Origin of the sequence: Janthinobacterium sp. NKUCC08_JDC (assembly GCF_019345575.1) — a bacterium.
In the GTDB taxonomy this organism is placed as follows: domain Bacteria; phylum Pseudomonadota; class Gammaproteobacteria; order Burkholderiales; family Burkholderiaceae_D; genus Janthinobacterium; species Janthinobacterium aestuarii.
The window spans coordinates 90838-104044 of the sequence record NZ_JAHKQW010000002.1; the positions used below are offsets into that span (position 1 = coordinate 90838).

Annotated in this window: 12 protein-coding genes; 11 read left to right on the plus strand and 1 reads right to left on the minus strand. The window is 64.3% G+C overall.

Annotated elements, in window-relative coordinates; genetic code table 11:
- Positions 1–191: 191 nt before the first annotated feature.
- Positions 192–2675 (minus strand): alkaline phosphatase, encoded by a 2484-nt coding sequence (locus KO538_RS06395; protein WP_257620204.1) that lies wholly within the window; start codon positions 2673–2675, stop codon positions 192–194.
- Positions 2676–2818: 143 nt separating this feature from the next.
- Here KO538_RS06395 and KO538_RS06400 point away from each other — a divergent pair, with 143 nt between their 5' ends.
- The 11 genes from KO538_RS06400 to KO538_RS06450 all read left to right on the plus strand — a co-directional run bounded on the left by KO538_RS06400 (position 2819) and on the right by KO538_RS06450 (position 13165).
- Complete coding sequence (locus tag KO538_RS06400) at positions 2819–3544, plus strand: YebC/PmpR family DNA-binding transcriptional regulator (protein ID WP_034747129.1); 726 nt, start codon at positions 2819–2821, stop codon at positions 3542–3544.
- Between the two features lie 60 nt (positions 3545–3604).
- Positions 3605–4873 carry a phosphoribosylamine--glycine ligase gene (gene purD, locus KO538_RS06405; RefSeq protein ID WP_046686096.1) on the plus strand — a complete coding sequence of 423 codons (1269 nt, stop codon included), beginning with the start codon at positions 3605–3607 and terminating at the stop codon, positions 4871–4873.
- Positions 4874–4998: 125 nt separating this feature from the next.
- Positions 4999–5772, plus strand: a complete 774-nt coding sequence (locus tag KO538_RS06410) for a hypothetical protein (protein ID WP_219327801.1) — start codon at positions 4999–5001, stop codon at positions 5770–5772.
- A gap of 70 nt (positions 5773–5842) precedes the next feature.
- Positions 5843–7393 (plus strand): class I SAM-dependent methyltransferase, encoded by a 1551-nt coding sequence (locus KO538_RS06415; RefSeq protein ID WP_219327802.1) that lies wholly within the window; start codon positions 5843–5845, stop codon positions 7391–7393.
- A gap of 107 nt (positions 7394–7500) precedes the next feature.
- A complete protein-coding gene (gene hemF, locus KO538_RS06420) occupies positions 7501–8415 on the plus strand; it encodes an oxygen-dependent coproporphyrinogen oxidase (protein WP_219327803.1) in 915 nt (304 codons plus the stop codon).
- Entirely contained in the window at positions 8412–9083 is a 672-nt protein-coding gene (gene nadD / locus KO538_RS06425) for a nicotinate-nucleotide adenylyltransferase (RefSeq protein WP_302622640.1), read from the plus strand. The genes hemF and nadD overlap by 4 nt, the downstream gene beginning before the upstream one ends.
- A complete protein-coding gene (gene rsfS, locus KO538_RS06430; RefSeq protein ID WP_219327804.1) occupies positions 9084–9773 on the plus strand; it encodes a ribosome silencing factor in 690 nt (229 codons plus the stop codon). It abuts the gene before it with no gap.
- Between the two features lie 6 nt (positions 9774–9779).
- Entirely contained in the window at positions 9780–10250 is a 471-nt protein-coding gene (gene rlmH, locus KO538_RS06435; protein ID WP_034747108.1) for a 23S rRNA (pseudouridine(1915)-N(3))-methyltransferase RlmH, read from the plus strand.
- 8 nt (positions 10251–10258) lie between these two features.
- A complete protein-coding gene (locus tag KO538_RS06440) occupies positions 10259–10879 on the plus strand; it encodes a nucleoside triphosphate pyrophosphatase (RefSeq protein ID WP_219327805.1) in 621 nt (206 codons plus the stop codon).
- 43 nt (positions 10880–10922) lie between these two features.
- A complete protein-coding gene (rng, locus tag KO538_RS06445) occupies positions 10923–12386 on the plus strand; it encodes a ribonuclease G (RefSeq protein ID WP_034747098.1) in 1464 nt (487 codons plus the stop codon).
- Between the two features lie 2 nt (positions 12387–12388).
- Positions 12389–13165 carry an AraC family transcriptional regulator gene (locus KO538_RS06450; RefSeq protein WP_072455680.1) on the plus strand — a complete coding sequence of 259 codons (777 nt, stop codon included), beginning with the start codon at positions 12389–12391 and terminating at the stop codon, positions 13163–13165.
- The last annotated feature ends 42 nt before the right edge of the window (positions 13166–13207 follow it).

Sequence of the window (13207 nt, forward strand, 5' to 3'; positions counted from 1 at the left end):
GCCCAAAGGGCGTAACCCGACAACAGCCACATAGCAAGCAAAGACCACCAGCCGCGCCAACCATGTTGTCGGATTACGCGCGGCTTTGCCGCGCTAATCCGACCTACGTCTACAACGCCTATGCCGTTGGCGCAGTGGCGTAGGTCGGGTTAGCCCAAAGGGCGTAACCCGACAACATCCCAGTGCAGCATTTAGGAGACGACTACCGCCGCCGCACCCGCCGTCACGGTCGCCGTCGTCACCCGTGCAATCACGTTCGCCGGCGCCGCCGTGCCGATCAGTTTATTCACCTGCTTGAACTGCGCCACCAGCTTGCCTGGTGTCAAAGTCACCACCGTGTAGCCTTGCGCATCCGTGTTCAGATGCTTGATCCACGGGTTGTTGCCCAGGCCGGACAATTGCTGCGCCAGGCCCAGCAGGGTCGTGCTGAAGTCAGTGCTCGCTTTCAAGCCAGCCTGCACGGCAGCGACCGTCGCGTCCAGTTGCGCTTCCGGAACGCCCTTGGCGGCCAGGGCGCCGCGCAACTGCACGCGCAATTGCTCGAGCAGGCTGTCGACGGTGGGCGCTGCCTTGCCCATGGTGTAGTCGAGCAGGTTGACGTCGAGATTGACCGTGCCCAGGCCCGTAACGGGAATGGCCAGCGGGTAGCTGACGAGGGTGCCGATATCGCCCATGCTGCCGGCGGCCGACTTCAGGTAGCTGAAGAAGGAGTCCGAGCTGACGCCGGCCGACACCAGGTCCACCATGACGGGCGTGCCGCCGCCTGCCGCGTCGAAATCGTCGCTGACGGTGCCCGCAAAAAACGAGTGGATATCGCCGGTCAGCGCCACCACGTTGCCGATGGCATTGGTTTTCAGGTGCGACATCAGGTTCTTGCGCTCGCTGTTGTAGCCATCCCACTGGTCGCAATTGAGCAGGAAGCGCGTGAAGAACGGCGCCAGCGCCGCTTGCTGGCCCGATGCGGCGACAAAGCTCGATCCGGCGCCCTTGGCCTGCACGTCGGGCTTGATCCAGCCAAAGGCGATCACTTGCGCGGCGGCGGCCGGCGAAGCGCTGTTGTAGGCGGCCACCGTGATGCCGGCCTGAACCGCGCTCAAGCCGGCGCCCACGGCAGCGGCGCCCTGGGCGCTGGCGTTCGCTGCCGCGCCGGCAATGGCCATGGCCGCCGCCTGCGCCACGTTTTGCGCCGCGCCCGCCGTGGAAGCTGCCACGATGGCGGACGCCAGCGGCACGCTGCCGCCCACCAAAGGAAGGGTGCTGGCGATGGCCTGGCCCACCTTGCTCATGGCGCTCAACGCCAGCAAGGTGGCGATCGCATCCGTGCCATTCAAGCCCATGCGCAGCAAGGACACTTCATTGCCCCACAGTTTCCAGGTCGAGGTCGCCGCCTTCATCTTGCTTTTCCACCAGTCGCGCTGCGTGCTGCCCAGCATGCCGACAGCGGCCAGCGGGTCGGCGCCAGCCTTGGTGGCGGCCGCCATTTTCTGCCCTTCCACGCTGTCGAACAGCGCTTGCGGCACCAGGTAGCGGCTGCCGATGCTGCCCAGCGGCTTGCCCGTGGCCGGGTTGATGGTCGACTCGGCGATCGCATGGTCGGCGCGGTACAGGCGCTCGTCCGTCATCACCAGCTGCATCAGTTTGCCGAACCGGAAATCGCGGTAGATCTGGATATTCTGGAACGTGGTCGCGGCGCTATCGAACGTGACGTCGGCCGGCATGTATTCGAACCACGCCTGGTTGGCGCTGCGGCGGCGGGCCGGCTGGTGCAGATCGGAGCCGTCGGCGGCCACGATGCCTTCGTAGGTGGAGGCGTCCTGCCAGGCGTCGTCCGTGAATTCATGGTCGTCCCAGATGGCGATGAAGGCAAAGCGCTCGTGCACGGCCTGCAGGCGCGCATCGGTGCGGTATTTCTTGTACAGGTAGCGGTAATCGGCCACGGTGGTCGCGTATTTGGCGCCGGACGCGCCGCTTTTGAAGGTGCCGTCGGGCAGTTTCAGCTGGTCGTGGCGGCTTTCCACGGCGCCGCTCTGGAACGCTTCGCCCACCGTTTCATAGATGTAGTCGCCCAGGTGGACGATGAAATCGAGGCTTTCATTGGCGGCGATGTGCGACAGCGCACCCCAGTGGTTGATGCTCCAGTCCTGGCACGTCAGGTAGGCGAACTGCAGCTGCGCCACGTCGGCCGTGGCGGCGGGCGCCGTCTTGAAGCGGCCCACGTTCGAGCGCACGTCGCCGGCGATGAACTGGTAAAAATACACCTGGCCCGGCTGCAAGCCCGTCACCTTGTGGCGCAAGGTATTGTCGAAATCGGCTTTCAGGGGCAATTTCGCGTCGACGATGGGCGTGCCCGCCAGGGCCGTGTTGCTGCCCAGGGCGGCCGTATTGTCGCTGGCGCTGACGATCAGGCGCACGGCAACGTCGGACTTGCCGGCAACGGCGGGCGCGACGGCGTCGAAACTGGCGGGCACGACGCGCGTCCACAGCATGGCGCTGTCGGCGCGCGGGTCGCCCGACGCGACGCTTTGCGGGAATTTCCAGTCGCCGCCCGAAGCGAGCGGCACGCCAGGATCGCTGTAATCGGTACTGCCGCAGGCGGCCAGGCCGGCGGTGGCCACGGAGACGGTAATGAAGCCGCCCAATTTCAGAAATTGCCGCCTGTCCATTTGACTTGCCATGATGTCGCGCCCTCGATATGGTGAAAGCGCGTCACTTTAGCAACAGATTATGTCATCCTGATGACGGGGCCATGCCGCTTGCCAGGGGGCCGATATGCTAAAATGTCGGCCACAATTGAACACCCGTCTAAGGAAGATTCGACATGGCAGGACATAGCAAATGGGCCAATATCAAGCATAAAAAGGCTGCCACCGATGCCAAGCGCGGCAAAATCTGGACGCGCCTGATCAAGGAAATCACGGTTGCGGCCCGCATGGGCGGCGCCGACGCCATCACCAATCCGCGCCTGCGCCTGGCCGTCGACAAGGCGGCTGACGCCAATATGCCAAAAGACAACGTCCAGCGCGCGATCAACCGCGGCAGCGGCGGCGTCGATGGCGCCAACTACGAAGAAGTGCGCTACGAAGGCTATGGCGTGGGCGGCGCGGCCGTCATCGTCGAATGCATGACCGACAACAAGGTGCGCACGGTGGCCGAAGTCCGCAACGCCTTCAACAAGAACGGCGGCAACATGGGCAACGAAGGCTCCGTCGCCTTCATGTTCCAGCACTGCGGCCAGCTGCTGTTCGCGCCGGGCACCGACGAAGACAAGCTGATGGAAGCGGCCTTGGAAGCAGGCGCCGACGACGTCATCGCCGATGAAGAAGGCGGCTTCGAAGTAGTGACCCCCGTGCACGATTTCGCCACCGTCAAGGAAGCGCTGGAAGCGGCCGGCTTCAAGGCCGAAGTGGCCGAAGTCATCATGAAACCGGCGACGGAAACCGTGTACTCGGGCGACGACGCCATCAAGATGCAAAAGCTGATCGACGCGCTGGAACTGCTGGACGACGTGCAGGAAGTGTTTACCAACGCGCTGATAGAGAATTAATCACTCTGTACTCAAGGGCGGCACCGCCGCCCTGCAACCCACATTGAACGAACGGTCCCTATGAAAATTCTGGTAGTCGGCTCTGGCGGCCGCGAACACGCCCTGGCCTGGAAACTGGCCCAGTCCGAACGCATACAGATGGTGTATGTCGCGCCGGGCAACGGCGGCACCGCGCGCGATGCGCGCCTGGTCAATCTCGACATCAGCGACCCGCAATTGCTGGCCGACTTCGTTCAGCAGGAACACATCGGCCTGACGGTCGTCGGCCCGGAAGTGCCGCTGGCAGCGGGCATCGTCAACCTGTTCCGCTCGCGCGGCCTGAAAATCTTCGGCCCGACCAAGGAAGCGGCGCAGCTGGAATCGTCGAAGGACTTCGCCAAGGCTTTCATGCAGCGCCACGGCATCCCGACGGCCGCCTACCAGACGTTCTCCGACGTCGCTCCCGCGCATGCCTACATCGACGCCATGGGCGCGCCCATCGTCATCAAGGCCGACGGCCTGGCCGCCGGCAAGGGCGTCGTCGTTGCCATGACTCTGGAAGAAGCGCACCAGGCGGTCGACATGATGCTGTCCGATAACCAGTTCGGCGACGCCGGCGCGCGCATCGTCATCGAGGAATTCCTCGCCGGCGAAGAAGCGAGCTTCATCGTCATGTGCGACGGCAAGAACATCCTGCCGCTGGCCACCAGCCAGGATCACAAGCGCCTGAAGGACCACGACCAGGGTCCGAACACGGGCGGCATGGGCGCGTATTCGCCAGCGCCGATCGTCACGCCGGCCATGCATGCGCGCGTCATGCGCGAGATCATCGTGCCGACCATCCAGGGCATGGCCAAGGATGGCATCACGTTCACGGGCTTCCTGTACGCGGGCCTGATGATCGACGACAAGGGCACGCCGAAGACGCTGGAATTCAACTGCCGCATGGGCGACCCGGAAACGCAGCCGATCATGGCGCGCCTGAAAACCGATCTGGTCACCGTCATGGAACACGCCGTCAACGGCACCTTGGACGCCGTGGAACTGGAATGGGACCGCCGCACGGCCGTTGGCGTCGTCATGGCCGCCGCCGGCTACCCGGACGATCCTGTCAAGGGTACGGCGATCGGCGACATCCCGGCCGAAACGCCGGACTCCGTCACCTTCCATGCGGGCACCCGCATCGACGGCGAACGCCTGGTCACCAATGGCGGGCGCGTGCTGTGCGTGGTCGGCCTGGGCGACAGCATCAAGATGGCGCAGAAGCAGGCGTATGAAACCGTGGAAAAAATCCATTTCGACGGCGCGCAATACCGCCGCGACATCGGCTGGCGCGGCCTGAAACACTGATCAGCCCTTTAGCGGCAAACGGCGGGGCCGGCGCGGAAGTCATCCGCCCCGGCCCCGTTTTAATTGGCGCGCCGGGAAAACGGGCTTTGCGCTAAGATTTTGCCTTTCAGACAAAACTGCCGCCCATGCCCAGCCCCAGCCACATTCATCCCTCACTCGCCCAGGCACGCCAGCTCGGTCTGATCACGGACGATGAACTCGACGACGCCATCGCCGAACTGGAGATCATCGAACTGCAGCGCAAGCATAACGAGGAAGAAGGCATCGACGTGCCGGAACTTGCCGCTGGCGCGGGGCTTGTCGACACCCTGGCATGGCTGCTGCTCACGGACCTGCTGCCACAGGACGACTTTTTGCAGCGGGTGCGCGACCTGCCGCGCCAGCAACTGGCCGCCGACGCGCTGCGGCAAGTCAACCGCCAAGCCATCGACACCCTGTACGACGAAGACCTGATCGACCAGTGGCAGCGCGACGCCGCGCACGCCCGCTTGCCGGCGGACCGCCTGCTCGCCTCGCCGGTCGCCGCCCTGCGCGACATGCTACGGCAAGGCACCTTGTCCGCGCCCCAATTCGAGGCGCTGCGCCTGCGCACCCGCCAGCGCGGCTCGGAACTGGGCCGCATCATCGTCGATGGCGCCGCGCAGCGGGCTCACCGCCCCGCGTATGCGCGCCCGGTGACATGGGTGATGCCAGCACTGCTGCTGGTGGTGGTATTGGCCGTTGCCGGCCGCGCCATCGTGTCCCGGCAGGCTCCCGCCACCATCGCCGAGCAGGGCGTCGAACGGCCTGAGCTGCAGCAGAACGCCGCGCACGCCGTCGAAAGCGCGCGCCTGCCCGGCGCCGGGCCGGACCTGTCCATCACCGTCGTGCAGGACGGCGCCACGCCGCCGGCGCCTTGAACCACAACGCACTTCCCGCGCAGGCGGCCATGATGGCATACTGCCGTTTTGCCACCAATGCGGGGAAGCCATGGCCTGGAATGAAGGATACGTGTCGGATATCGAGTACACCAACGGTTTTTACAGCGACCTGAGTCCGCATCACCTCAATTTCAGCTGCATCCTCAACGGCGTCGAACCGGTGCCCCTGGACCAGCCCTACACCTACTTTGAACTGGGCTTCGGCCGCGGCCAGACGCTCAATGTCCTGGCGGCCGCCAATGCCAACGGCCGGTTCTACGGCAACGATTTCAATCCGGCCCATGTCGCTGGCGCACGCGCCCTGGCGGCCAAGGCCCAGTCGAGCAATCTGACCCTGCTGGAAAACAGCTTTGAAGAATTGGCCCAGGGCCACGTGCCCGATCTGCCGCAGTTCGACTTCATTACCCTGCACGGCATCTACACCTGGGTCAACCGCGAGAATCGCCAGCATATCGTCGACTTCATCGCCCGCTACCTGAAACCGGGCGGCATCGTTTCGCTCAGCTATAACGCCATGCCTGGCTGGAGTTCCGCCCTGCCCCTGCAGCGCCTGCTGCTGGAGTTTGCCGCCAGCTTCCCCGGCCGCAGCGACTTGCAGATGCAGGCTGGCATCGCCTACGTGCAGCAGCTGCAGAACCTGCAGGCCGGCTACATCGCAGACAATCCCGCACTCGCGCCGCGCCTCAATGCGCTCATCAACAGCGATCCCCATTACAGCGTGCATGAATACCTGAACCAGAACTGGGAGCCGTTGTACCACACGGACGTGATGCGCGATGTGGCGCGCGCCAAGCTCGATTTTGCCGGCTCCGCCGACCTGCCTTTTGCCTTTCCCGCGCTGTATCTGAACGCCGACCAGCAAGCCACCATCGACTTGCTGCCCGACGCCGCCATGCGCGAAATGATGAAGGATTATTTTCTCAATACCAGCTTCCGCAAGGATGTGCTGGTGCGGGGCGCGCGCCGCATGGGGGCCGTGCGCCAGGCCGAGTGCCTCGCCAGCGTGCACCTGGCCATGCTGGTGCCGCGTGAAAAAATGGCCTTTACCTTCCAGACCAAGGCGGGCGTCGTGACAGGAAACGAGCAGGTCTACGGCGCCGTCTGCGATGCGCTGGCGACCGGCCCGCATAGTCTGGCCGACCTGGCCGCACTGCCCTCCTTGCCCGGACAGAGCGTGCAAAGCCTGGCGGAGGTGGCGGCCATGCTGGTCACCGGCAGCCAGGTCGTGATGTATTTCCCGGCTGGGGCGCAGGACGGCAGCGGCGACGCGGCCGCGCGCCGCCTGAACCAGGCCATCGGCGCGCAGCTGCGCTACGGCGACGGCAATCGTGTCCTGTGTTCGCCATTGGCAGGCAGCGGCATCGACACGGAATTCATCGACCGGCTGCTGTTTTCGCTGCTCATCCAGGAAGGGGAACAGCCGGATCTGGCCACCTTGCAGGCACAGGCGGCCAGCGCCATGGCGCACTGCGGGCGCCGCCTGCTCAATGAGGGCGCGGCATGCGACGACGAGGCGGCGCACCAGCAGCTGCTCAACGCAGCCATCGAGGAATTCCTGCGTGAGAAACTGCCTGTGCTGCAGCAGTTGCGCATGCTGTAAGGGGCGCTGGCCGCAAAACCACAGCGCCAGCGCCGCCCTATCACAAAAACGCGTAACAGGGTACAATCCGTCCTTACTTTTTTATTTCGGCCTCGTCGGCCCACGCGATGTCGTCAACTCCCTCCCCTTCGGCCGTCAAGGCTTATTTGCTCGATTTGCAAAGCCGTATCGTGCAGGCGCTCGAAGCGCAGGACGGCAAGCCCTTCCTGACCGATACCTGGCAGCGCCCCGAGGGCGGCGGCGGCATTTCGCGGCTGATCGAGGAAGGCAATGTGTTCGAGCGTGGCGGCGTGAATTTTTCGCACGTCACCGGCGCCGCGCTGCCTCCGTCGGCAGCGGCCGCGCGCCCTGAACTCGGTGGCAAGGCATGGGAAGCGATGGGCGTGTCGCTGGTGCTGCATCCGCGCAATCCCTACGCGCCCACGGTGCACATGAATGTACGGTTCTTCACCACCGTGAATGCCGATGGCGCACCCGTATGGTGGTTCGGCGGCGGCATGGATTTGACGCCGTATTACGGCGACGTGGACGACGTGAAGCATTTCCACCAGGTGTGCCACGATGCGCTGGCGCCGTTTGGCGACGAGCTGCATCCGAAATTCAAACAGTGGTGCGACGATTATTTCTACCTGAAGCACCGGCGCGAAGCGCGCGGCGCCGGCGGGATCTTCTTCGACGACTTCAACGCCTTGGGCTTTGACGGCAGTTTCGCCATGATGCGCAGCGCCGGCGACGCCTTCATCGAGGCCTATGTGCCGATCGTGGCGCGCCGCAAGGACACGCCGTACGGCGAACGCGAACGCGATTTCCAGTGCTACCGGCGCGGACGCTATGTCGAGTTCAACCTGGTGTTCGACCGAGGCACCCTGTTCGGCCTGCAGTCGGGCGGACGCACCGAGGCGATCCTGATGTCGATGCCGCCCGTGGTCAAGTGGCGCTACGACTGGCACCCGGAAGCGGGCAGTCCGGAAGCGGCGTTGTATACTGACTTCCTCGTGCATCGCGACTGGCTGCAGGCGTGACCGACGGTAGTACGGCGTGCGTGGCGCTGCTCGGCGGCAGCTACGATCCGGTGCATATGGGCCATGTCGCGCTGGGCACGCATTTTTCCAGCCTGCTGCACGCCGATGAACTGCGCGTGATACCGGCGGGCGCGCCCTGGCAAAAGGGTAGCCTGGGCGCCACCGGCCAGCAGCGCGCCGAGATGGCCGGCCTGGCCTTTGCCGGCCTGCCCCTGCCCGTGGTGATCGACCGCCAGGAAATCGAGCGCAGCGAACATGGCCAGGCCAGCTACACCATCGATACCTTGCGCCAGGTACGCGCCGAGCTGGGACCGCGCGCTTCCATCGTTTTCCTGATGGGCGCCGACCAGCTGCAGCGGCTCGCGACATGGCGCGAATGGCAGCAATTATTTGAATACGCGCATATCTGCGTCGCGGCCCGCCCCGGCTTCGCGCTGAATGACACAGCAGTACCGCAAGTGGTCGCCGACGAATTTTCGCGCCGCCTGGGGTCTCTGGAAAGCATCCGCAACACGCCGCACGGTCTGACTTATCTGGCACAGGACTTCGCGGTGGATATCTCCGCCACCGAAATACGTGCGGCATTACAACGGGGGAATCGGGCAAACTCGCTTGTTTCCCCGCTAGTGCTAGACTATATTGAACAACATAATTTATACAAAAGCTAAATGGACATCAAAAAACTGCAAACCCTCGTCGTTGACGCCCTTGAAGACGTCAAAGGCCAAGACATCGCCGTCTTCGAAACGAGTCACCTGACCAGCCTGTTCGACCGCATCGCGATCGTCTCCGGCACCTCGAACCGTCAAACCAAGGCGCTGGCCGCCTCGGTACGCGACAAGGTCAAGGATGCCGGCGGCCAGATCATCGGCATGGAAGGCGAGGAGACCGGTGAATGGGTGCTGGTCGATCTGGGCGACATGATCGTCCACATCATGCAAGCGCCTATCCGCGCCTACTACCGCCTGGAAGAAATCTGGGGCGACACGCCGGTCAAGCTGGGCGCCGCCAAGCGCGCGCCGAAAAAAGCCGCCGGCGACGAGCCGAAAAAGGTCAGCGGCCATCTGGCGGCAAGCAAGGCCAATGTGGAAGCTTCGCCCGTGATCGAGAAAAAGACACCGGCGAAGAAAGCCACGGCCGCTACCGCCGCAAAGAAAGCCCCGGCGAAAAAAGCCACCGCTTCCAAAGCTGTCGGCAAGACCGTGAAAGTCGCGCCAACCAAGACCGAAGCGGCTGCCGTGAAAGCACTGAAAGCGCTGCCAGAGAAAAAAGTACGCGCCCCACGCGCGGCCAAGCCGGCAGCCGATGCTGCACCGACAAAAACCGTGATCAAGCGTATCAAAAAAGTCGAAGCGTAAGCCTCGATGCAGCTCATCATCGCTGCGGTCGGCCATAAAATGCCGGCCTGGATAGAGACGGGCTTCGCGGAATACGCGAAGCGCATGCCGCCGGAATTGCGCATCGTGCTGAAAGAAATCAAGCCGGTGGAGCGTTCCGGCAGCAAGACCGCCGCCACGGCGATGGCGCTCGAACGCGAACGCATCGAAGCCGTCCTGCCCAAGGGCGTGCGCATCATCGCCCTCGACGAACGCGGCAAGGACCTGACCAGCGTCGGCCTGTCGCAGCAATTGATGGCGTGGCAGCAGGATGGCCGTGATACGGCTTTCCTGATCGGCGGCGCCGACGGCCTCGATCCGCAACTCAAGGCACGTGCCGAAGGCATGCTGCGCATTTCCAGCATGACCCTGCCGCACGGCGTGGTGCGCGTGATCCTCGCCGAGCAGCTCTACCGCGCCTGGTCGATCACGCAAAACCACCCCTATCACCGCGTCTGAACTCCTCCATGAAAACGGCTGATCACAAGATCTACCTCGCTTCCAAAAGCCCGCGCCGGCGCGAACTGCTGCGTCAGATCGGCGTCGATTTCGAATTGCTGCTGCTGCGCAGCGACGGCCCGCGCGGCGCCGACGTCACCGAGGAAGTCCTCCCCGGCGAATCGGCGCTCGACTATGTCGCCCGCGTGTCGAATGAAAAAGCCGCCTTCGCGTGGGACCTCGTGCGCCGCCGCCACCTGACCCCGCGTCCCGTACTGGCGGCCGACACCACCGTCACCATCGACGGCGCCATCCTCGGCAAACCGGCCGACCGCGCCGAAGCAGTGGCCATGCTGGAGCAGCTGTCGGGCCGCACGCACGAGGTACTCACCTCGATCGCCGTGCACTACAAAAACTTCGCCGAGCAGCGCACGCAGGTATCGCAAGTGCGCTTCGGCGTGCTCTCGCCCGCCTCGATCGCCGCCTACTGCGCCACGCCGGAACCGTACGACAAGGCCGGCGCCTACGGCATCCAGGGCAGCGCCGCCCTGTTCGTCGAGCATATCGAAGGCAGCCATTCCGGCATCATGGGCCTGCCCCTGTACGAGACGGCGCAATTGCTGCGTGAAGCAGGTTTGCCCCTGCCCTGATCCCGGGTATGATGTCATTCGTTGCCTCCACTCCCGCGCCTCCATGAACGAAGACATCCTGATCAATATCACGCCGCAAGAAACGCGCGTCGCTCTCATCCTGCAGGGCGCCGTGCAGGAATTGCACATCGAGCGCACGCTCACGCGCGGCCTGGCCGGCAATGTGTATTCCGGCAAAGTGGTGCGCGTATTGCCGGGCATGCAGTCGGCCTTCATCGACATCGGCCTGGAGCGCGCCGCCTTCCTGCACGTGGCCGACATCTGGGAAGCACGCGGCCACGACGGCCAGAACGCCACGCCGGCGCCGATTGAAAAAATTCTCTTTGACGGCCAGGTGCTGACGGTGCAGGTGATCAAGGACCCGATCGGCACCAAGGGCGCGCGCCTGTCGACGCAGATTTCCATCGCCGGGCGCATGCTGGTCTACCTGCCGCAAGACAAGCACATCGGCATCTCGCAGAAGATCGAGAAGGAAGCGGAGCGTGAGCAGTTGCGCGTGCGCCTGCAAAGCCTGCTGCCGCCCGATGAAAAGGGCGGCTACATCGTGCGTACCATGGCCGAGGACGCTTCCGACGCGGACCTGAAGGCGGACGTCGACTACCTGAGAAAAACCTGGAGCACCATCACGCACGGCGCGCGCACGCGCCCCGCCACCAGCCTGCTGCATCAGGACTTGAGCCTGGCGCAGCGTGTGCTGCGCGACTTCGTCGGCGATGAAACGGCCACCATCCAGGTCGATTCGCGCGAAAACTATGTGAAATTGCGCGAATTCGCGGAGATCTACACGCCCAGCGAACTGACACGCTTGCAGCACTACACGGGCGAGCGCCCGCTGTTCGACCTGTATGGCGTGGAAGAAGAGATCCTGCGCGCGCTGGGCCGCAGGGTCGACCTGAAATCGGGCGGCTATCTGATCGTCGATCAGACGGAAGCGATGACCACCATCGACGTCAACACGGGTGGTTTCGTCGGCGGGCGCAATTTTGCCGACACGATTTTCAAGACCAACCTGGAAGCGGCGCACGCGATCGCGCGCCAGCTGCGCCTGCGCAACCTGGGCGGCATCATCATCCTCGACTTCATCGACATGGACAATGCCGAGCACCGCAACGCCGTGCTGGCCGAGCTCAAACGCACCTTGTCGCGCGACCGCACCAAGGTTTCGGTGAGCAATTTCTCCCCGCTGGGCCTGGTGGAAATGACGCGCAAGCGCACGCGCGAATCGCTGGCGCACATCCTGTGCGAACCGTGCCCCGCCTGCGCCGGCAAGGGACAAGTCAAGACGTCGCGCACCATCTGCTATGAAATCCTGCGCGAACTGCTGCGCGAGGCAAAACAGTTCAACCCGCGCGAATTTCGCATCCTCGCGTCGCAGGAAGTCGTGGATTTGTTCCTCGAAGAAGAATCGCAGCACCTGGCCATGCTCGGTGATTTCATTGGCAAGAAGATTTCGCTACAGGTGGAGAATGCCTACCACCAGGAGCAGTACGACGTCATCCTGATGTAGCCATGCCGGGCACCACCGCCTTCTGGCGCGACCCGGCTCTGCCCCACGTGGAAAGCCGGCGCGCCTGCCACAGCCGGGCGTGCTACAAGCCGCACAGTCATCCCACGTTTTCCATCGGCGCCGTCGACGCTGGTGGCAGCGTCTTTACGGGCAGCCAGGACGGCCAGGCCGTGCTCGCCAATGGCAGCCTGGTGCTGGTGCCGGCCGGCTGCGTACATGCCTGCAATCCCCTGCCTGACGCCCTGTGGAGCTACCAGATGCTGCATCTCGATGCACAGTGGCTGCAGGCACACGCGCCGGCGCTCGATGGCGACACGGCGACGGTGCTGCACTGCCCGCTGCTGTATGCGCAGTTTTGCGCCATGAATGCGCTGCTGTTTTCCACGGCCGGTGCGGCGGAGAAAGATGCGGCGCTGCTGGCGTTCCTGGACGCTTGCGCCAGCGCCCGTGCAGACTTGCTGCCTTCGGAACGCAAGCCCGTGCCGCAACGGCTGGCGCCCGTGCTCGCAACGCTGCAGGCGCGACCCTCGGCCAGCCTGCGGCAACTGGCGCAAGTGGCGGGCCTGAGCCCGTATCAATTGATCCGCGCCTTTCGCGCCGCCACGGGCATGACGCCGCATGCCTACCAGTTGAACGCGCACGTGAACCGCGCGCGCAGCCGCTTGCAGGCGGGGACGGCGTTGGCGCAACTGGCGCATGAGCTGGGCTTTGCCGACCAGAGCCATTTTCAGCGCGTGTTCAAAGCCCATACGGGCATCACGCCGGGACGCTACCGCTAAGCTGCAATTTTCTTCAATACAGGCCGCCGCCTGCCCCTGCAT

Coding starts and splice junctions, on each gene's coding strand:
- purD (WP_046686096.1), top strand. CDS start 3,605: ATGAAAATTCTGGTAGTCGGCTCTGGCGGCCGCGAACACGCCCTGGCC.
- KO538_RS06400 (WP_034747129.1), top strand. CDS start 2,819: ATGGCAGGACATAGCAAATGGGCCAATATCAAGCATAAAAAGGCTGCC.
- KO538_RS06395 (WP_257620204.1), bottom strand. CDS start 2,675: ATGGCAAGTCAAATGGACAGGCGGCAATTTCTGAAATTGGGCGGCTTC.
- KO538_RS06410 (WP_219327801.1), top strand. CDS start 4,999: ATGCCCAGCCCCAGCCACATTCATCCCTCACTCGCCCAGGCACGCCAG.
- rng (WP_034747098.1), top strand. CDS start 10,923: ATGAACGAAGACATCCTGATCAATATCACGCCGCAAGAAACGCGCGTC.
- hemF (WP_219327803.1), top strand. CDS start 7,501: ATGTCGTCAACTCCCTCCCCTTCGGCCGTCAAGGCTTATTTGCTCGAT.
- KO538_RS06440 (WP_219327805.1), top strand. CDS start 10,259: ATGAAAACGGCTGATCACAAGATCTACCTCGCTTCCAAAAGCCCGCGC.
- rlmH (WP_034747108.1), top strand. CDS start 9,780: ATGCAGCTCATCATCGCTGCGGTCGGCCATAAAATGCCGGCCTGGATA.
- rsfS (WP_219327804.1), top strand. CDS start 9,084: ATGGACATCAAAAAACTGCAAACCCTCGTCGTTGACGCCCTTGAAGAC.
- KO538_RS06450 (WP_072455680.1), top strand. CDS start 12,389: ATGCCGGGCACCACCGCCTTCTGGCGCGACCCGGCTCTGCCCCACGTG.
- KO538_RS06415 (WP_219327802.1), top strand. CDS start 5,843: ATGGCCTGGAATGAAGGATACGTGTCGGATATCGAGTACACCAACGGT.